At 66.5% G+C, this 19906-nt stretch carries 18 protein-coding genes; 10 read left to right on the forward strand and 8 right to left on the reverse strand.

Annotation, left to right across the window (positions count from 1 at the left end):
• Nucleotides 1-92: 92 nt before the first annotated feature.
• Entirely contained in the window at nt 93-863 is a 771-nt protein-coding gene (locus AB0F86_RS18435) for an acyl-ACP thioesterase domain-containing protein (RefSeq protein ID WP_225278565.1), read from the forward strand.
• A gap of 208 nt (nt 864-1071) precedes the next feature.
• Here AB0F86_RS18435 and AB0F86_RS18440 read toward each other — a convergent pair whose 3' ends face one another.
• On the reverse strand, nt 1072-2730 hold the full coding sequence (locus AB0F86_RS18440) for an FAD-dependent oxidoreductase (protein ID WP_356985236.1): 1659 nt from the start codon (nt 2728-2730) through the stop codon (nt 1072-1074).
• 117 nt (nt 2731-2847) lie between these two features.
• Here AB0F86_RS18440 and AB0F86_RS18445 point away from each other — a divergent pair, with 117 nt between their 5' ends.
• Nucleotides 2848-3339 carry a histidine phosphatase family protein gene (locus tag AB0F86_RS18445; RefSeq protein ID WP_067641855.1) on the forward strand — a complete coding sequence of 164 codons (492 nt, stop codon included), beginning with the start codon at nt 2848-2850 and terminating at the stop codon, nt 3337-3339.
• A gap of 1 nt (nt 3340) precedes the next feature.
• Here the strand turns inward: AB0F86_RS18445 and AB0F86_RS18450 are convergent, their stop codons facing one another.
• A complete protein-coding gene (locus AB0F86_RS18450; protein WP_067485129.1) occupies nt 3341-3541 on the reverse strand; it encodes a hypothetical protein in 201 nt (66 codons plus the stop codon).
• Between the two features lie 48 nt (nt 3542-3589).
• Between AB0F86_RS18450 and AB0F86_RS18455 the strand changes: the two genes are divergently transcribed.
• The 5 genes from AB0F86_RS18455 to AB0F86_RS18475 all read left to right on the forward strand — a co-directional run bounded on the left by AB0F86_RS18455 (nt 3590) and on the right by AB0F86_RS18475 (nt 6914).
• Nucleotides 3590-3958 (forward strand): VOC family protein, encoded by a 369-nt coding sequence (locus AB0F86_RS18455; protein ID WP_356985237.1) that lies wholly within the window; start codon nt 3590-3592, stop codon nt 3956-3958.
• An 86-nt stretch (nt 3959-4044) separates the two neighbouring features.
• Nucleotides 4045-4506 (forward strand): MerR family transcriptional regulator, encoded by a 462-nt coding sequence (locus AB0F86_RS18460; RefSeq protein ID WP_356985238.1) that lies wholly within the window; start codon nt 4045-4047, stop codon nt 4504-4506.
• The gene (locus AB0F86_RS18465) at nt 4503-5513 is read left to right on the forward strand and encodes an aldo/keto reductase (protein WP_356985239.1); all 1011 of its coding nucleotides are present in this window, start codon (nt 4503-4505) and stop codon (nt 5511-5513) included. The genes AB0F86_RS18460 and AB0F86_RS18465 overlap by 4 nt, the downstream gene beginning before the upstream one ends.
• A 100-nt stretch (nt 5514-5613) precedes the next feature.
• Nucleotides 5614-5928, forward strand: coding sequence for a GNAT family N-acetyltransferase (locus tag AB0F86_RS18470; RefSeq protein ID WP_356985240.1), 315 nt, complete (start codon nt 5614-5616; stop codon nt 5926-5928).
• On the forward strand, nt 5925-6914 hold the full coding sequence (locus AB0F86_RS18475) for a pirin family protein (protein ID WP_356985241.1): 990 nt from the start codon (nt 5925-5927) through the stop codon (nt 6912-6914). The genes AB0F86_RS18470 and AB0F86_RS18475 overlap by 4 nt, the downstream gene beginning before the upstream one ends.
• A gap of 33 nt (nt 6915-6947) precedes the next feature.
• On the opposite strand, the gene AB0F86_RS18480 is transcribed toward AB0F86_RS18475, so the two are convergent.
• Both AB0F86_RS18480 and AB0F86_RS18485 read right to left on the reverse strand, forming a co-directional pair.
• Nucleotides 6948-7427 carry an SRPBCC family protein gene (locus AB0F86_RS18480; protein WP_067485115.1) on the reverse strand — a complete coding sequence of 160 codons (480 nt, stop codon included), beginning with the start codon at nt 7425-7427 and terminating at the stop codon, nt 6948-6950.
• Nucleotides 7424-7756, reverse strand: a complete 333-nt coding sequence (locus AB0F86_RS18485; protein WP_067485870.1) for a metalloregulator ArsR/SmtB family transcription factor — start codon at nt 7754-7756, stop codon at nt 7424-7426. The genes AB0F86_RS18480 and AB0F86_RS18485 overlap by 4 nt, the downstream gene beginning before the upstream one ends.
• A 126-nt stretch (nt 7757-7882) precedes the next feature.
• Here AB0F86_RS18485 and AB0F86_RS18490 point away from each other — a divergent pair, with 126 nt between their 5' ends.
• Together AB0F86_RS18490 and AB0F86_RS18495 are read left to right on the forward strand one after the other, a co-directional pair.
• Nucleotides 7883-9139: an FAD-dependent oxidoreductase gene (locus AB0F86_RS18490; protein ID WP_356985242.1), complete on the forward strand. Its 1257-nt coding sequence runs from the start codon at nt 7883-7885 to the stop codon at nt 9137-9139.
• 169 nt (nt 9140-9308) lie between these two features.
• Nucleotides 9309-9935 (forward strand): hypothetical protein, encoded by a 627-nt coding sequence (locus AB0F86_RS18495; protein ID WP_356985243.1) that lies wholly within the window; start codon nt 9309-9311, stop codon nt 9933-9935.
• A gap of 87 nt (nt 9936-10022) precedes the next feature.
• Here AB0F86_RS18495 and AB0F86_RS18500 read toward each other — a convergent pair whose 3' ends face one another.
• Complete coding sequence (locus tag AB0F86_RS18500) at nt 10023-10553, reverse strand: CGNR zinc finger domain-containing protein (RefSeq protein WP_225278554.1); 531 nt, start codon at nt 10551-10553, stop codon at nt 10023-10025.
• 38 nt (nt 10554-10591) lie between these two features.
• On the opposite strand from AB0F86_RS18500, the gene AB0F86_RS18505 reads away from it, so the two are divergent.
• Nucleotides 10592-11575, forward strand: a complete 984-nt coding sequence (locus tag AB0F86_RS18505) for a DMT family transporter (protein ID WP_356985244.1) — start codon at nt 10592-10594, stop codon at nt 11573-11575.
• An 89-nt stretch (nt 11576-11664) separates the two neighbouring features.
• Here the strand turns inward: AB0F86_RS18505 and AB0F86_RS18510 are convergent, their stop codons facing one another.
• From AB0F86_RS18510 to AB0F86_RS18520, 3 genes are all read right to left on the reverse strand, one after another.
• Nucleotides 11665-12009 carry a hypothetical protein gene (locus tag AB0F86_RS18510; protein WP_356985245.1) on the reverse strand — a complete coding sequence of 115 codons (345 nt, stop codon included), beginning with the start codon at nt 12007-12009 and terminating at the stop codon, nt 11665-11667.
• Nucleotides 12010-12112: 103 nt separating this feature from the next.
• Nucleotides 12113-16066, reverse strand: coding sequence for a DNA-directed RNA polymerase subunit beta' (locus tag AB0F86_RS18515; RefSeq protein WP_356985246.1), 3954 nt, complete (start codon nt 16064-16066; stop codon nt 12113-12115).
• Between the two features lie 111 nt (nt 16067-16177).
• Nucleotides 16178-19678 (reverse strand): DNA-directed RNA polymerase subunit beta, encoded by a 3501-nt coding sequence (locus AB0F86_RS18520; RefSeq protein ID WP_356985247.1) that lies wholly within the window; start codon nt 19676-19678, stop codon nt 16178-16180.
• Nucleotides 19679-19906 lie beyond the last annotated feature (228 nt).

Here is a 19906-nt window from a genome sequence, read left to right on the forward strand (position 1 = left end):
GACGTGAGGGTGTGATCTGCGCACCGTAAAGTCGAGGGCAGAACTACGCAAGAAGTCGCGGCTCACCTGTGTGGACCGCGCAAGGAGCACACGTGTCACTCGATCAGCCACTGGCCCCGCTACCCCAGGAGGGCACGGGTTTCGCCACGGCGTGGCCTGTCCGGGCCGGCGACGTGGACCCGTACCACCGGCTGCGCTTCGACGGGGTCGCCCGCTATCTGCAGGATATCGCCTACGAGGAACTGCATCAGACCGCGCTGCACCGCACCGACCCCACCTGGATCGTGCGCCGCACCGTCATCGACGTGATCCGGCCGGTCGTCTTCCCCGATCGCGTACACCTCACGCGGTGGTGCGCGAGCATGTCGACCAGGTGGACGAACATGCGGGTGCGCATCACCAGCGAGGGCGGCGGCCTGATCGAGACCGAGGGGTTCTGGATCAACCTCAGCGAGTCGAGCAACCTGCCCGCCCGCATCAGCGACGAAGGCCTGGCCTACCTGGCCCGCACCACCGACGAACACCGGCTGCGGTGGCGGCCCTACCTCACCGATCCGGCGCCGCGCGAATCCGACACCGATGTGCCGTTCCCGGTGCGCGCCACCGACATCGACCAGTACAACCACGTGAACAACGCCTGCTACTGGCAGGCCGTCGAGCAGTTCCTCGTCGACTATCCGAAGCTGCTCGCGGTGCCGCATCGGGCGGTGATCGAGTACGTGGCGCCGGTGCTGGCGCGTGAACACATCACGGTGCGCGGGCGGTATGAGCCGGGTGATGTGAGTGGGCGACCGGTGCTGCGGTTGTGGTTCGTGGTCGGTGGGATCACGACCACGGTCGTCAAGGTCATGCCACTGCCGTGATTTTTTGCGGCTGGCGCCGCGGGTTCTCGGCCTGTTCCCTTGATCTTCCCTCCCTCCGGGCACTCCTTCGTCGCACCCTCCGGTCAGTCCAGATCAAGGCGGCCGAGAACCGGATGCGGGTTTTGCCCAGCCCTTTCGGGCTCGCGGTGGGGTTCTCGGCCTGCTTCTTGGTCAGGATCGAGGCGGCCGAGAACCGTCGCGGGTCGATCTAGCCCTTGGCGGCCTTGAGGAGGTCGGCGCGGGTGGTGAACTTGACGCGGGGCCGGCCTGCCGCTTTGCCTGCGGCCTTTTCCGCCTGGTCGATGGTCTTCCAGGCGGCGCGGTCGACGAGGTCGGGCTGACGCTCGGTGAGCAGGGCGCGCAGGGCTGCCCGGTCGCCGGTCGGGTTGGTGAGTCTGCCCGCGATGAAGTCGGCGATCAGGGCTTCGACGGTTTCCTCGGCATCGATCCGGTTGGAGCCGATCACGCCGCGCGGACCGCGCTTGATCCAGCCCGCCACGTACACACCGGGCAGGGGCTGGGTATCGGCGAGCACGCGGCCGTGCTCGCTCGGCACCACTCCGCGACGTTCGTCGAACGGCAGGCCGGGCACGGGGACGCCACGGTAGCCGATCGAGCGGAGCACCAGGCCGGTGTCGAGGCGTTCGGTGCGGTCGGTCGGGGTGGCGACGAGGTCGGCGGTGAGTTCGTTGTGCGCGAACTCGATACCGGTGACGTGGTCGTCACCGAGTACCTCGGTGGGGGTGGCCAGGTAGCGGAAGACGATGCGCTTGTTCGCCGGATCGCGACGACCGGTCGAATACTCCTGGGCCAGCAGGTATTTCAGGCGCAGCGACGGTTCGATGTTCGGGTCGTCGAGGATCGCGCGGCTGTGCTCGTCGAGTTCGAGGTCGGCGGGATCGACGACCACGTCGACGCCCTTCAGATGGGTGAGCGCGAGGAACTCCGGCGAGCTGTACGCCGCCTGCAGCGGACCACGGCGGCCGAGAATCACGACCTCGCGGATGTTGCTGCGGCGCAGGGCGTCCAGCGCGTGGTCGGCGATATCGGTCTTGGCCAGCTCGTCGGGGTCGACGGTGAGCACGCGCGCCACGTCGAGCGCCACATTGCCGTTGCCGACGATCACCGCCCGCTCACCCGACAGGTCGAACTCGCGCTCGGCGAAATCGGGATGGCCGTTGTACCAGGCGACGAACTCGGTGGCCGAATGGCTGCCGGGCAGGTCCTCACCCGGGACACCGAGCTTGCGGTCGCTCGACGCGCCGACGGCGTAGATCACGGCGTGGTGGTGCTCGAGCAGCTCACGGTGATCGATGTGTTCGCCGATCTCGACATTGAGGTAGTACTGCAGAGTGTCGCGGCGGAAGGCCGATTCGAACATCGTCGCGACGTTCTTGGTGCCCGCGTGATCGGGCGCCACACCCGCGCGAACCAGACCCCACGGCGTCGGCAGCCGGTCGAACATCTCCACCTCGACATCGCTGCGCCGCAACAGCTCGTCGGCGGCGTAGCAGGCCGCCGGGCCCGCACCGACGATCGCGACGCGCAAGGTGCCGAGACTCTTCGGTGGGCGCACGGGGGTGGCGAGTGGGTCGAAATTCGTCTCCAGCGGGTGACGCCGGAAGTAGTCGGCATTGATCTCGCGGTACCTGCCGAGCGAGGCGAGGAGGTCGTCCTCGGAGAAGATGGCGTCCACCGGGCACGCATCGACACAGGCGCCGCAGTCGATACAGGTGTCTGGGTCGATGTAGAGCATTTCCGCCGTGGCGAACTCCGGCTGATCCGGGGTCGGGCGGATGCAGTCGACCGGGCACTCGGTGACGCAGCTGGCGTCGTTGCAACAACGCTGCGTGATGACGTAGGCCATGGGTGCAGATCCTCGAAATGTGTGGTCGGACGTCACCTCGGGTATGAGTGACGCAGCTTTCAGTGTGCCTCGAGTGTGACTGCGACCTCACCGGTGTGCACGATTACCGTGTAGTACATGGCGGTGACCCTGATCCTGATGCGGCACGGAAAATCGGCGTACCCGGACGGGGTGGAGGACCACGAACGGCCACTGGCACCGCGCGGCGAACGCGAAGCCGCACTCGCGGGCGACTGGTTGCGCGCCACCCAGCCGGCGATCGACGCGGTGCGCTGCTCCACCGCCCAGCGCACCCGGCTCACCCTGGCCGCCACCGGAATCGACGCTCCCGTCGAGTACCGCGACGACATCTACGAGGCGAACCCGCACACCCTGATCGAGCTGATCCAGCTCACCGACGATGCTGTCTCGACCCTCCTCCTTGTCGGTCATGTTCCCGGAATCCCTTGGACTGCTTGGGATCTCGCGACCAACCGCGATTCCGACGCGGCCACCGAGCTGAGCCGCAAATTCCCCACCTCGGCGCTGGCGGTGCTCGAGTTCGACCGGCCGTGGGCGCGGGTCGACCAGGGAACCGGCGAACTGACGCACTTCCACGTGCCGCGCTGACCTACTTCAGCAGCTTGCCCCCGACCACGATTCCGACGCCGAGCAACGCGAGCAGCACGAAGGCGACCACGCCGTTCGTCAGCCACCAGACCACGCCGAGTACCAGTACCACCGGTGCCACCGCGATGGCGGTGATCACCGGGCTCTCCTTCACCGTTTCCCAGGCCGAGCGGGCCCGGATGCGGTCGATCTCCTTAGCCATGTGATCCACACTACGTTTCTGTCGGTGGGCGGTGGGATGCTTGACCGCATGGATTGGAAAATCGAGCTCGTTGCCATCCCGGTCACCGATATCGATCGGGCCAAGGACTTCTACACCAGCATCGGATTCAACGCCGATCACGACCACACGCCGAGCCCCGACATCCGCTTCGTCCAGCTCACCCCGCCGGGTTCGGGCTGCTCGATCTGCATCGGCCGCGGCATCACCCAGGCTGCTCCCGGCTGCGTCGAGGGCATGCAGATGGTGGTGCCGAGCGCCCAGCAGGCCTACGAACAACTCGTCGCGGCAGGCGTCGAGGCGAGTCCGGTGCAGGATCTGGGCTGGGGCCTGTTCACCTTCTTCGCCGACCCCGACGGAAACCGCTGGGCGGTACAGGAACTGCCGAAGTACAACTGAGATCGGCTCGTCCCGCGAATAGGCTTGCTTGGAGTGCACTCCAGGTGGCTAGCGTCGGTGGAGTTCCACGAGGAGGGACGAGCACGATGGATCCGGAACCGGTTCGGCACACCGAGGGCGCGAACGAACGGGAGCGCCCGAAATACTCGATCGGCGAGGTCGCCGAGCGGTCGGGACTCAGCCGCGACACGCTGCGCTGGTACGAGCGGATCGGGCTGATGAACTACATCGGTCGCGACCACACCGGCAACCGCCGCTTCAGCGATCGCGACCTGGAGTGGCTGGAGCTGATCGCGCGGCTGCGCACGACCGGCATGCCGGTGGCCGACATGATCCGGTATGCCGAACTGGTGCGGGCGGGTGAGCAGACCTTCCCGCAACGACTGGAGATGTTCCGGCAGACCAGGGCCGACGTGCTCGACAAGATCGCGGAACTGCAGAAGACCGTGGCCGTGCTGGACTACAAGATCGCCGTGTACGAGGGCCGATCCGAGTTCGTCCCGCCCGTCACGCTCACCGCGCACACGAGCGAAGGAACCGATACATGAGCACCACTCTGCCGACCACCACCCTCGGCGCCGACGGCCCACGGGTCGGCATCCAAGGTCTGGGCTGCATGGGCATCAGCGAGTTCTACGGCGACTCCGACCTGGCCGAGTCACGGGCCACCCTCGAGCACGCCCTCGAACTCGGCGTGACCCTGTTCGACACCGCCGATATCTACGGCTCGGGCCACAACGAGGAATTCCTGTCCGATTTCGTCCGCGAACACCGCGACGAGCTGGTGATCGCCACCAAATTCGGCATCGTCCGCAAGGCCGACGATCCCACGTTCCGCGGCTTCGACAACTCCCCCGAATACATCCGCGCCGCCGTGGACGCCAGCCTGCGCAGGCTCGGTGTCGACACCATCGACCTGTACTACATGCACCGCCGCGACCCGGCCGTGCCGATCGAGGAAACCGTCGCCACGATGTCCGAGCTGGTCACCGCGGGCAAGGTGCGCGCGCTCGGCCTGTCGGAGGTGACCGGCGACGAACTGCGCGCCGCGCACGCGGTGCACCCGATCGCGGCCGTGCAGTCGGAGTGGTCGCTGTTCTCCCGCGATGTGGAGCGCACCGCCGTGCCCGCCGCGGCCGAACTCGGTGTGACGTTCGTGCCGTACTCGCCGCTGGGTCGCGGGTTCCTCACCGGCGCCTTCCGCAACGCGGACAGCCTCGGTGGCAACGACTTCCGGCAGCGGATGCCCCGCTTCACCGGCGAAAACGCGGAACGCAATGCCGACCTACTCGCACCGCTGGCGGCGATCGCGCAAACACGCGGCATCACCCAGGCCCAGGTCGCCCTCGCCTGGGTGCACGCGCGCGCCCAGGCACACGGCCTTCCCGTGGTGCCCATCCCGGGCACCCGCAAGCGCGGCAGGCTCGCCGAGAACGTCGCGGCGGCCGCGGTGCGGCTCAGCGCCGACGAACTCGCGATGCTGGAACCGATCGCCGGACAGGTGGCGGGCCCACGGTACGCGGACATGTCGTTCACCTCGGCGGGACGGGAATAGCATCGGCTCGGGCGCGGCGGGGAATACTCACGCCGCGCCAGGGTTGGTCGGTATACCAAGTCACGAGCGCACCTGTTGGCGGTGCGGAAGGAGCGCGAAGATGTCGGAGACCACCGCGTCGCAGGCCCGAGTCGTCCGCAACGAGGACAAGAACCGCTACGACATCTACTACGGCGACGAACTCGCCGGCTTCGCCGAGTACATCGAGCGCGGCAACGACACCGACTTCGTGCACACCGAGATCGACGACGCCTTCGGCGGCAAGGGCCTGGGCAGCAAGCTGGCCCGCTACGCCGTCGAGGACGTGATCGCGCGCGGGCGAACCATCACCCCGCACTGCCCGTTCATCCGTGGCTGGCTCGACAAGCACCCCGAGTTCGACGCGCATGTGGTCGGCAAGGGCATCCCCGGATGAGCGACCTCGAGGCCGATCCCACCGAGGTGCTGTGCGAACCGTCGCCGAGCCCCGGCCCGATCACCGAGCTGTACCCGGCCAGGGAGGTCCCGCTCGGCGGCGTGCGCGGCGTGTATGTGGAACGCACCCTGCCGCAACGGGATCTGCCGACCGTCGGCGCGTGGTGTTTCCTCGACCGGTTCGGCTCACCCACCGTCACCCGCACCGGCGCCTCACCCGACATCCTGCCCCACCCGCACATCGGCCTGCAGACGGTGACCTGGCCGTTCGACGGGCAGATCCGGCACCGCGATTCGGTGGGTTCGGATGTGCGGATCGAACCGGGGCAGCTGAACCTGATGACCTCCGGTCGCGGCATCGCGCATTCGGAGTTCGGCGTGCCGGGTGCGAACGCGGGCAACGGCCTGCAACTGTGGATCGCCTTGCCCGACAACGCGACCGGCGTCGAACCGCACTTCGAGCAGCATCGCGAGCTGCCCGTGTACGAGGAACCGGGACTGCGGGCGACCGTGCTGATCGGTTCGCTGGGCGGCGTCACCTCACCGGCGAAGGCCTATACGCCGATCGTCGGCGCGGACATCGTCCTCGATCCCGGCGCGGACGTGCGGTTACCGCTGGAACGTGCCTTCGAGCACGCGGTGCTCGTGGTGGAGGGCACGGTCGTCGTCGACGGCGTCGAGCTCGGTCCCGGACCGCTGCTGTACCTGGGCACCGATCGGGCCGAGGTGCGTTTGACGAGCACCGATCGGGCGCATTTCGCCCTGATCGGCGGTGAGCCGTTCACCGAGGAACTGGTGATGTGGTGGAACTTCGTCGGGCGAAGTCACGAGGAGATCGTCGCGGCGCGTGAGGCGTGGGAAGCCCACGACACCAGCCGGTTCGGGCAGGTGGTCGGCCATCCGGAGCAGGAGCGGATTCCCGCTCCGCCGTTGCCGCCGCTGCGGTTGAAGCCGCGTAAACGTGCGACCGGCTGCTCGCACAGCTGAGCAGCCGGGCCGGCGTCGTGCGTCCGTGCGCGGTCAGCGGTTTCCGGCGAGCAGGGCGTCGAGGGCGCGGTAGCTGTCGTTGAGGCCGGTCTCCATGCCGGAGGCGAGCATGCCCGCGCATTCCTCGGCGGTGTGGAAGATGCTGTCGGTGACCACGCGGGTGCGGCCGTTGCCGAGGTCGACGAAGGTGGTCGTGTCGATCGAGATGTGGGCGGGCATGCCGTCCCATTCGAAGGACTGCACGATCCGCTCCTTCGGGGTGATCTCACGGAAGCGGCCTTCGAAACCGTAGGACTCGTCGCCCTCGTGCTCGACGAAACGCCAGTGCCCGCCCTTGCGGAACTCCCAGCGCTCGATGTCGACCTCGTGGCCGCGCGCCCACCAGCGCGACAGCTGCTCGACGCGGCTGTAGGCGTCCCACACCCGATCCAGCGGAGCGTCGAAATCGCGTTCGATGTGCACTTCGCGGTCCGAGGTGGAGGTGATGACCGCATCCTTGGTTGTGGTGCTCATTGCTCTGGCTCCGTTCGTCGCAGGAATTCATCGAGACGGTCCATCCGGGCTTCCAGCATCTGCCGATAACCCTGCATCCAGGCCACCTCCCGATCGAACACGTGCTCGCCGATGCGGCAGTACCGCACGCGCCCACGCTTCTCGGTGACCACCATGCCCGCATCCTCGAGCAACCCGATGTGCTTCTTGATGCCGGTCAACGTCATCTCGAACCGCTCGGCCAACTCGCTGACGGTGGCGGGCCCACGACCGAGATGCTCGAGGATGCCCCGCCGGGTGGGGTCCGCGAGCGCCCCGAACGAGGCGTCTAGGAAGTCATACTGAACCATCTAGTTCAGTATTGCGTGCACACCGAGGCGCGTCAAGGGGTGATCGGGAGTTTGCCGAATTCCCTGTACCGGCAGAGGGATTTACTACTACGCTTCGTCGTAGACATTTCGGCGGAGGGGAAAACGATGGACAAGACAACGTGCTGCATCGTCGGCGGCGGACCGGCCGGGATGATGGCGGGTCTGCTGCTGGCGCGGGCGGGCGTAGCGGTCACCGTGCTGGAAAAGCACCCCGACTTCCTGCGCGACTTCCGCGGCGACACCGTCCATCCGTCGACGATTCGGCTGCTCGACCAGCTCGGGCTCGGCGCCGAATTCGCCCGTCTCCCCCAGTCCGCGCTGACCACCCTTCGCGTCTACGCGGGCGACCGCATGGTGGTCGCCGCCGACTTCACCAGGGTCCCCGGCCGCTACCGGCACGTCGCGATGGTCCCGCAGTGGGACTTCCTCGACCTGCTGGCCGGTGCCGCCGCTGCCGAACCCGGGTTCACCCTGCGGATGCGCTCGACCGTCACCGGGCTCGTCCAGGAGTCCGGCACGGTCGTCGGCGTGCACTACCTCGACGCGACGGGCGACACGCACACGCTGCGCGCCGACCTCGTCATCGCCTGCGACGGGCGCGATTCCGTGGCACGAGAGTCGGCGGGCCTGCTTCAGCGAAGCGAGGATGTGCCGATGGACATGTGGTTCTTCCGCATCCCCAAAGCCGTCGACGACAGCGAAAGCGGTGCCGTACAGACCCGTTTCACCAGTGGGAACTCGGCAGTGGCGATCGATCGCGGCGACTACTACCAAACCGGATACATCATCGAGAAGGGTTGCGACGCAACGCTGCGGGCCGAGCACGACGTGCAGTGGCTGCGGGATCGGATCGGCGAGCTGTTCGACTGGCCGGCCGAGGCGCTCGCACACATCCGGTCCTGGGACGACGTCAAGTTGCTCGAGGTGACCGTCGGGATGCTCGAACGCTGGTACGTGCCCGGCCTGCTGTGCATCGGCGACGCGGCGCACACCATGTCGCCGGTCGGCGGTGTTGGCGTGAACCTCGCCATCCAGGACGCCGTCGCCGCCGCCCGTCTCCTCGCCCGACCCCTGCTCGACGGCGTCGTCACCACCGCCGAACTCGACAAGGTGCAGCGCAGGCGGATGCTGCCCGCGAGTTTCACCCAGCGCTCGCAACGCGGCGAACACGAGCTGCTCATCGCTCCCGCCCTGCGCGGCGAACTGCATGCCGCACCGCTGCCGCTGCGCGTGGTCGACGCGATGCCTGCGCTCGCGGGGCTTACCGCGTACCTGGGCGGTATCGGACTTCGACCGGAGCACGCACCCGACTTCGCCCGGCGCCCACCGGTCGGTGCGGACCCGCTGAAGCCGGCTCATTGAACTGTGGATTCGTACGCCGATCACGACTGTTGGTTGTGGTCTTGCCCGAGGCCCGAGTCGCGGCGGCACAACCATCCGCGGAGAACTTTCCGAAAAGCTGATCAGCGGCTAAGTTTGCCGCGATGACCGGGCGTGCGTGGCTCGGTGCGGGCAGCAGGAGGATGGCGCGATGAGGTTCGGTAAGGTGTTCGGCGCGGCGGTGCTGGCGGTGGGAGTCGGTGTCGCAGGGGTCGGGATCGGACACGCCGAGCCGGCGCCCGCCCCGCAATCCCTGGGACTGCGTGGGGTCGACAAGGGCGTGAACTACGAGGTCAGCGCGACCGACGATCGGCGCGCGGTGGTCACCAGCATCGACACCGGCCGCTTCCAGCTCGTCCACGACGCGAAAGTTGTTGCTATCACCGATGATTCGGGTGCGGTAGTGGCAGCGCTGCCGATGGTCGTGCGGGTCGGCGAGCACGCGGTGCCGCTCACTCCGAGCATCGACGCCGAGGGTTCGCGACTCACCCTCACCCCGGTCGGCGAATCCGAGACCCCCGTCCGCGACATCAGCGCGCAGGAACGGTTCTTCGCCGAAACCCAACGGCTGCAACCGGAGATCATCCAGGGCGCGGCGATCGGCGCGGCCATCGGATTCGTCCTCGGCTTCCCCCTCGGGCTGTTCGTCCTCGACTTCATCACGGTGCCCGTGGCGACCGTCGCCGGTGCTGCCATCGGTGCGCTCGCGGGGTACGCGATGGCCGGTGGTCAGCCGGCGATCGACACCGCGATCGCCTACGTCACCGGGGCGCCCTGAGTCGCGATACGTCAGGTAGGCCGCGTCCTTCCGCCGTCGGTCACGCGCGCTCGCACCCCGTTCAGGGCGTCGACCGACGCTGCTGCCTCACCGCTGACGTGCGCGATACGCGGCGACTGCGTTGCGGTTGCCGCAGGTAGTGCTGCAGTAGCGCTTCGAACGATTGCGGGACAGGTCGAGGACCAGGCCTGCACAGTCGTCGTCGGCGCAGATCGAGAGGCGGCTCAGGTCGTCGGCGCGGATGACATCGATCATCGCCATGGCGGTTTCCACGGCGATGCGCACCGGGAGCGCGGCCTCGGCGGGGACGGCGTGCACGTGGTAGTCGACGCTGCCGTGGCGGACCAGCTGCGGCACCGCGCGGTGCTCGCGCAGGATCTCGTTCACCAGCGTCACCGCGGTGTCGCGGTCGCTGGTCAGCAGCCGACGTAGCGGGCCGCGCAGGGCACGCACCTCCGACAGTTCCGCCTCGTCGCCTCGGTGTGCGCCCGTGTAGTCGTGGCGGACGAAGAACTCGTCGAGCTGGGCGATCTCGGTGAGCGTGTCCGGCTCGACGGCGGAATTCACCAGCTCCACAGCCGACAGCAGCGCCGCCTCGGTGTCATGAGCAAAAACCATGTTGACAGATTACGCCATGGTTCCTACCGTCATTAGTCATGGAGACTTTGACCCATGACGCGGCGGCCCGGCGGCTGCGCACCGGCTTGCTCTTCGCCCTCGCCTCGGCCACCTCGTTCGGGCTCTCCGGACCGCTCGCGCGTGGGTTGATGAATGCGGGCTGGAGTGCGGCCGCGGTGGTCGCCGTGCGGGTACTGCTCGCAGGCGTCGTGTTGTTGCCGCTGGCCTGGCCACATCTGCGGAGCAATCGGAACCTGTTGCGCGACAATGCGAAACTCATCGTCGCCTACGGCTTCGTCGCCGTAGCGGGCACGCAGCTCGCCTATTTCAACGCGGTCGCACGCATGGAGGTGGGCACCGCCTTGCTCATCGAATTCGCGGCCCCGATCGCGGTGGTGGGCTGGTTGTGGGTGCGGCACCGGCAGCGCCCCGGTGCGGCGACCGTCGCCGGTGCGATTCTCGGTATCACCGGCCTGATGCTGGTGCTCGACGTGGTCTCCGGCGTCTCCACCGACCCGGTCGGCATCATCTGGGCGCTCGGCTCGATGGTCGGCGCCGCAACCTATTTCGTGCTCTCCGACCAGGGCAGCGACCTGCCCGGCACCGTCCTCGCCGCAGGCGGCCTCCTCATCGGCGGCGTGGTCCTGCTCGCGGCCGGGACCATCGGCATCGTCCCCCTGCGCGCCACCACGAACCCCGTCGTCTTCGACGACTTCACTACCCCCTGGTGGCTGCCCATCCTCCTCATCGGCATCGTCACCGCCGCCATCTCCTACGTCACCGGCATCGCCGCCACCCGCCGCCTCGGCTCCCGCCTGGCCTCCTTCGTAGCCCTCACCGAAGTCCTGGCCGCCCTGCTCTTCGCCTGGCTCCTCCTCGGCGAAGCCCCCGGCCCCATCCAACTCCTCGGCGGCGCCCTGATCCTCCTCGGCGTCATAGCCGTCCGCCTCGGCGAACCCACCATCCCCACCCTCGGCGACCCCGAATCCCCCACCGCCGAACCCCAACTCGACCGAACCTGAGCCCTTGTACTCAGTTATCCGACAACTGAGTACAAGCCGCCCCCGCATCAGCGAACCAACAAGCGCGCCAACGGAAACTGATGCCGAACCTACCGCTCGCGGTACTCGTCTTTCGTGATGGTCAGGGTGGTGCCCGGCATCGTAATCGTCAACAGGTCGGTTACGAGATCCCAGTCGGCGGTGACATCACCTGCGGGATACGGGATCTCATAGAGCAACCCGCGATCGGACGCGGTGCCGATTACGAGGTCGTAATTGGTGGACAAGAACCGTGGTGTCGCTCGGTGGTACACGCAATACGACTCGACCGAGTGCGAATCACAACTGACAACAACCTCAGCGGCCGCCAAACCAGCGACAACCCGGTACCCGGCGAATACCACCGCAAGCACACCGATGACCGCGAATACGACGACAACCACCTGAGTTTTCACACGCCGACTCTACGCACCGCTCGGCCGCCGGAGCTTCTCTCGCAGAGACCCGGAAACGACGAACGCCCCGCTCCTAGAAAGGAGCGGGGCGTTCGGTTACTGCTTAGCGGTAGTCGCTGAAGCCGTAGTCGTCCAGCGGCACTGCGGCGCCGGTGGAGGAACCGAAGCTGTCCGGCGAGTAGTAGGTGTCGTCGTAGGACGGCACCGCGTACGCGGCGGCACGGGCTTCTTCGGTCGGCTGCACCTGGATGTTGCGGTAACGGTTGATACCGGTACCGGCCGGGATGAGCTTACCGATGATCACGTTCTCCTTCAGGCCGATCAGCTTGTCGGAGCGGCAGTTGATGGCCGCGTCCGTCAGCACTCGGGTGGTCTCCTGGAAGGAGGCCGCCGACAGCCACGAATCAGTGGCCAGCGACGCCTTGGTGATACCCATCAGCACCGGACGACCGGAGGCGGGCTCGCCACCCTCGGCGACCACGCGACGGTTCGAGGCCTCGAACTCGGCGCGCTCGGTGAGCGAACCGGGCAGGAACTCGGTCGCACCCGAATCGATGATCGTCACGCGACGCAGCATCTGGCGCACGATGACCTCGATGTGCTTGTCGTGGATCGACACACCCTGCGAGCGGTAGACCTCCTGGACCTCGTGGACCAGGTGGACCTGCACCTGACGGGGACCCATCACGCGCAGCACCTCGTGCGGATCGGCAGCGCCCTCGAGCAGCTGCTGACCCACCTCCACGTGGTCACCGTCGGCCAGCAGACGCTCGGAGCCGTCGTCGTGCTTGAACACCCGCAGACGCTGACGCTTCGAGAGCTTGTCGTAGACGACTTCCTCGGACCCGTCATCAGGGATGATCGTGATCTTGTAGAAGCGGTCGTCGTCCTCGAGACGCACCCGGCCCGAGACCTCCGCGATCGGCGCCTTGCCCTTGGGGACACGGGCCTCGAAGAGCTCCTGAACACGCGGCAGACCACCGGTGATGTCGTCGCCGGCGACGCCACCCTGGTGGAAGGTACGCATGGTCAGCTGGGTACCGGGCTCACCGATGGACTGGGCGGCGACGATGCCGACGGCCTCGCCGATGTCGACCAGCTTGCCGGTGGCCATCGAACGGCCGTAGCAGGTGGCGCAGACGCCGGTGCCGGTGGTGCAGGTCAGCACGGAGCGGACCTTCACCTCGGTGATACCGGCCTCGAGCAGCGCCTCGAGCGCGGGGTCGCCGAGGTCGGCGCCTTTCGCCACGATGACGTTGCCGCTCGCGTCGACCGCATCCTGTGCCAGGGTGCGGGCGAAGGTCGAGGTCTCGACATGCGCGTCACGGATGATCGTGCCGTCGGCCTGCTTCTCCGCGATCGGCACCACGATGCCGCGCTCGGTGCCACAGTCGTGCTCGCGCACGATGACGTCCTGCGAGACGTCGACCAGACGACGGGTCAGGTAACCCGAGTCGGCGGTACGAAGCGCGGTGTCGGCCAGACCCTTACGAGCACCGTGGGTGTTGATGAAGTACTCGAGCACGGTCAGGCCCTCACGGAACGAGGACTTGATCGGGCGCGGGATGAACTCACCCTTCGGGTTCGTCACCAGGCCCTTCATACCGGCGAGGGTACGGGTCTGGGTGAAGTTACCCGTGGCACCCGAGTCGACGATCGTGATGATCGGGTTGTCGGCCGGGTAGTGGGTGCGCAGCGCCGCACCGACCTCTTCGGTCGCTTCCTGCCAGATCTTGACCAGGGCGTTGTTGCGCTCCTGGTGATCGAGAGCACCACGCTGGTACTTCTTCTCGATCTGGTCGGCCATGCCCTCGTAGCGCTCCATGATGTCGGCCTTCTCCGGCGGAACGAGCACGTCCGACATAGAGACGGTGACACCCGAACGCGTGGCCCAGTAGAAGCCGGCGTCCTTGAGCTTGTCGACGGTCTGGGCGACGACGATCATCGGGTAACGCTCGGCCAGATCGTTGATGATCGTGGCCTGACGCTTCTTCGGCATCGGCTCGTTGATGAACGCGTAGTCCGCCGGGAGCAGCTCGTTGAAGATCACGCGACCGAGCGTGGTCTCGGCGAGCCAGGCATCGCCACGGTGCCAGCCCTCGGGGAACAGCTCCGCCTCGATCTCCTTCGGCGGGCGCTGCTCGGTGAGCCGCACCTTGATCATCGAACGCACGGTGAGCTCACCGCGGTCGACGGCCATCTGCGCCTCGGCGGGCGAGGAGTACACACCGAACTCCGGGGTGTCCTTGCCGCCGGCCTTGTAGGTGCCGACACCGTTCTCGTCGAGACGAGTCAGGTAGAACAGGCCGGTCACCATGTCCAGACGCGGCATCGCCAGCGGGCGACCCGACGCCGGGGACAGGATGTTGTTCGACGACAGCATCAGGATGCGCGCCTCGGCCTGCGCCTCCGCCGACAGCGGAAGGTGCACGGCCATCTGGTCACCGTCGAAGTCGGCGTTGAACGCCTCACACACCAGCGGGTGCAGCTGGATGGCCTTGCCTTCCACCAGCTGCGGCTCGAAGGCCTGGATACCAAGGCGGTGCAGGGTGGGCGCACGGTTCAGCATCACCGGGTGCTCGGCGATGACCTCTTCGAGGACATCCCACACCTGGGGACGCTGACGCTCGACCATCCGCTTGGCGGACTTGATGTTCTGCGCGTGGTTGAGATCCACCAGACGCTTCATGACGAACGGCTTGAACAGCTCGAGCGCCATCAGCTTCGGCAGACCACACTGGTGCAGCTTCAGCTGCGGACCGACCACGATGACCGAACGGCCCGAGTAGTCGACTCGCTTACCGAGCAGGTTCTGACGGAAACGACCCTGCTTGCCCTTGAGCAGATCGCTCAGCGACTTCAGCGGGCGGTTACCCGGCCCGGTGACCGGGCGACCACGACGACCGTTGTCGAACAGTGCGTCGACGGACTCCTGCAGCATCCGCTTCTCGTTGTTGACGATGATCTCGGGCGCACCCAGATCGATCAGTCGCTTGAGGCGGTTGTTGCGGTTGATCACGCGGCGGTACAGGTCGTTCAGGTCGGAGGTGGCGAAGCGGCCACCGTCGAGCTGAACCATCGGGCGCAGCTCCGGCGGGATCACCGGAACAGCGTCGAGCACCATGCCCATGGGCGAGTTGCCGTTGGCCTGGAAAGCCGCGACGACCTTGAGGCGCTTGAGCGCACGCAGCTTCTTCTGGCCCTTACCGCTGCGGATGGTCTCGCGCAGCGACTCGGCCTCGGCGTCGATGTCGAAGTTCTCCATCAGCTTCTGGATGGACTCCGCACCCATGGCACCGGTGAAGTACTCGCCGTAACGGTCGACGAGCTCGCGGTAGAGCACCTCGTCGACGATGAGCTGCTTGACCGACAGCTTGGTGAAGGTGGTCCAGATCTCGTCGAGACGATCCAGTTCGCGCTGGGCGCGGTCACGCAGCTGACGCATCTCGCGCTCGCCGCCGTCCTTGACCTTGCGGCGCACGTCGGACTTGGCGCCCTCGGCCTCCAGCTCGGCCAGGTCGGCCTCGAGCTTCTGCGCGCGGGCCTCGAGATCGGCGTCGCGCTGATCGGCGACAGCCTTCTTCTCGACCTCCATCTCGGCCTCGAGGGTGCTGAGCTCGTTGTGGCGCAGCTCCTCGTCGACACCGACGATGACGTAGGCGGCGAAGTAGATGATCTTCTCGAGATCCTTCGGCGCCAGGTCCAGCAGGTAACCCAAGCGCGACGGAACGCCCTTGAAGTACCAGATGTGGGTGACGGGTGCGGCCAGCTCGATGTGGCCCATGCGCTCACGACGCACCTTGGCGCGAGTCACCTCGACGCCACAGCGCTCACAGATGATGCCCTTGAAGCGGACGCGCTTGTACTTGCCGCAGTAGCACTCCCAGTCCCGGGTGGGGCCGAAGATCTTCTCGCAGAAGAGCCCGTCCTTCTCCGGCTTGAGCGTGCGGTAGTTGATGGTCTCCGGCTTCTTGACCTCGCCGTAGGACCAGTTGCGAATGTCTTCGGCAGAGGCCAGGCCGATCCGGAGTTCATCGAAGAAGTTGACGTCTAGCACGTAACTTCCTTTCCCCTGTTCGGGTCGAATTCGAGCAAAAGTTCACTAGTTGTCGAGCGCGGTGCGCGATGCGGGCGCCTTTTCCGGAGACGCCCGCACCGCGCTTACCACCTAGTTCGCCAAATCGTCGACAGTGGCCGCTTCGTTCCTGGACAGGTTGATGCCCAGGTTCGCCGCGGCGCGCTCCAGATCCTCGTCGTCACCGTCACGCATCTCGATCGCGGCGCCGTCCGAAGACAGGACCTCCACGTTGAGGCACAGCGACTGGAGTTCCTTGAGGAGCACCTTGAACGACTCCGGAATGCCCGGCTCCGGAATGTTCTCGCCCTTGACGATGGCCTCGTAGACCTTCACGCGGCCGACCACGTCGTCGGACTTGATGGTCAGGAGCTCCTGCAGCGTGTACGCCGCGCCGTAGGCCTGCATGGCCCAGCACTCCATCTCACCGAAACGCTGACCACCGAACTGCGCCTTACCACCCAGCGGCTGCTGCGTGATCATCGAGTACGGACCGGTCGAGCGCGCGTGGATCTTGTCGTCGACCAGGTGGTGCAGCTTCAGGATGTACATGTAACCGACCGCGACCGGGTACGGGAACGGCTCGCCGGAACGACCGTCGAACAGGGTCGCCTTGCCGTCGGCGTCGACCATCCGCTCACCGTCACGGTTGGGCAGCGTCGAGCCGAGCAGACCGGTGAGCTCGTTGTCCTTGGCGCCGTCGAAGACGGGCGTCGCGATGTTCGAGTCGGCCGGTGCGGCCAGCATCTCCTCGGGTAGCGTGGCTGCCCACTCGGGACGAGTGCCGTCCGTGGCCACGTCGATGTTCCAGCCGGCCTTACCGATCCACCCGAGATGGGTTTCCAGGATCTGGCCGATGTTCATACGACGGGGCACACCGTGGGTGTTCAGGATGATGTCGACCGGGGTGCCGTCGGGCATGAACGGCATGTCCTCCACGGGGAGGATCTTGCCGATGACGCCCTTGTTGCCGTGGCGGCCGGCGAGCTTGTCGCCGTCCTGGATCTTGCGCTTCTGCGCCACGTAGACACGGACCAGCTCGTTCACGCCGGGAGGCAGATCGTCGTCGTCCTCGCGCGAGAACACGCGGATGCCGATGACCTTGCCGGACTCACCGTGGGGCACCTTCAGCGAGGTGTCGCGCACTTCGCGCGCCTTCTCACCGAAGATGGCACGCAGCAGGCGCTCTTCCGGGGTGAGCTCGGTCTCGCCCTTGGGCGTGACCTTGCCGACCAGGATGTCGCCGTCACGAACCTCGGCACCGATGCGGATGATGCCGCGCTCGTCCAAATCGGCCAGCACCTCGTCGGAGACGTTCGGGATGTCCCGGGTGATCTCCTCGGCGCCCAGCTTGGTGTCGCGGGCGTCGATCTCGTGCTCTTCGATGTGGATCGAGGTGAGAACGTCCTCTTCCACGAGGCGCTGCGACAGGATGATCGCGTCCTCGTAGTTGTGGCCTTCCCACGGCATGATCGCGACGAGCAGGTTCTTGCCGAGCGCCATCTCACCGTTCTCGGTGCAGGGACCGTCGGCCAGGACCTGGCCGGCCTCGACCCGCTGACCCTCGTCCACGATCGGACGCTGGTTGGAGCAGGTGCCCTGGTTGGAGCGGTTGAACTTGCGCATCCGGTAGGACTTGCGGCTGCCGTCGTCGGCCATCACGGTGACGTAGTCGGCCGAGACCTCCTCGACCACACCCGACTTCTCGTTCACCACGACATCGCCGGCGTCGACCGCGGCGCGCAGCTCCATGCCGGTGCCCACGATGGGAGCCTCGGAACGGATCAGCGGCACGGCCTGACGCTGCATGTTCGCACCCATGAGGGCACGGTTGGCGTCGTCGTGCTCGAGGAACGGGATCATGGCCGTCGCGACCGACACCATCTGGCGCGGCGAGATGTCCATGTAGTCGACCTGTGCGGGCGAGACGAACTCGACCTCTTCACCGGCGCGCCGCACGAGGACCTTCTCCTCGATGAAGCGCCCCTCGGCGTCGACCGGCGAGTTGGCCTGCGCGCGGACGTAACGGTCTTCCTCGTCGGCCGTGAGGTACTTGACCTCGTCGGTGACCTGGCCGTCGACGACCTTGCGGTACGGCGTCTCGATGAAGCCGAACGGGTTGACCCGCGCGTACACCGACAGCGAACCGATCAGGCCGATGTTCGGGCCTTCCGGGGTCTCGATCGGGCACATGCGGCCGTAGTGCGACGGGTGGACGTCACGAACTTCCAGACCGGCACGCTCACGGGACAGACCACCCGGGCCGAGCGCCGACAGGCGGCGCTTGTGGGTGAGACCCGACAGCGGGTTGTTCTGGTCCATGAACTGCGACAGCTGGGAGGTTCCGAAGAACTCCTTGATCGCCGCGACCACGGGCCGGATGTTGATCAGGGTCTGCGGCGTGATCGCCTCGACGTCCTGAGTCGTCATCCGCTCGCGGACCACGCGCTCCATGCGGGACAGGCCCACGCGGATCTGGTTCTGGATCAGCTCGCCGACGGTGCGCAGACGACGGTTACCGAAGTGGTCGATGTCGTCGATCTCGACGGGGACCTCTTCGCCGCCGGGGGCGGTCATCGAGCGGTCACCGGCGTGCAGACGCACCAGGTACTCGATGGTGTCGACGATGTCTTCCTTGGTGAGCACCGAGGAAGTGACCGGCTTGTCGAGGTTGATGCCGAGCTTCTTGTTGATCTTGTAGCGACCGACGCGGGCCAGGTCGTAGCGCTTCTCCTTGAAGAACAGGTTCTCCAGCAGAGTCTGCGCGGACTCCTTGGTCGGCGGCTCGCCCGGACGCAGCTTGCGGTAGATGTCGAGCAGCGCCTCGTCCTGGCCGGGCGTGCTGTCCTTCTCCAGGGTCGACATCATGATCTCGGAGAAGCCGAAACGCTCGACGATCTCCTCGGTGGTCATGCCGAGTGCCTTGAGCAGCACGGTGACCGGCTGACGGCGCTTGCGGTCGATGCGGACACCGACGGTGTCGCGCTTGTCGACGTCGAATTCCAGCCAGGCGCCGCGCGACGGGATCACGCGCACGCTGTGCAGGTCCTTCTCGGTGGCCTTGTCGATGCTGTGATCGAAGTAGACGCCGGGGGAACGCACGAGCTGGGAGACGACGACACGCTCGGTGCCGTTGATGATGAAGGTGCCCTTGTCGGTCATCATGGGGAAATCACCCATGAAGACGGTCTGGCTCTTGATCTCGCCGGTGTTGTTGTTGATGAACTCCGCGGTGACGAACAGAGGCGCCGCGTAGGTCATGTCCTTCTCTTTGCACTCATCGATGGAGGCCTTGACCTCTTCGAAGCGCGGGTCGGAGAACGACAGGGACATCGAACCGGAGAAATCCTCGATCGGCGAGAGCTCTTCGAGCACCTCTTCGAGGCCGCCTGCGAGACCGACGTCGCCGCGTGCGGCCGCCTTCTCACGCCAGTCGGGAGAACCGACCAACCAGGCGAACGAGTCCGTTTGTAGGTCGAGAAGTCCGGGCACCTCCAAGGGCTCTCGGATCTTCGCGAACGAAACCCTCAACGGGGCTCCGGGGATACCAGCCTTGGTCTGGGTGGAGACTGCCAAGATGCGTCCTTCCAGCACCTCACGCGCGTCGCGTGGTGGTCCGCGACCGTCGCTTGTCTGCTACGAATTCCGCTGGTTACAACCCGAACGAAACCCGAACAGGCAGCAGCGGAAGTAACACCGGAAGGGTGGAACTTACGTGTGCGAATCAAGGTGTGGACAGGAGGCAGCCAGCGCAACGTCCAAACTTACACCCCTATACAAGGGGGTGTCAACATACCATCCGAGTCATCACTCGGACGGCAA

The sequence above is a fragment of the Nocardia sp. NPDC023733 genome, from assembly GCF_040639775.1.
GTDB lineage: Bacteria > Actinomycetota > Actinomycetes > Mycobacteriales > Mycobacteriaceae > Nocardia > Nocardia rosealba.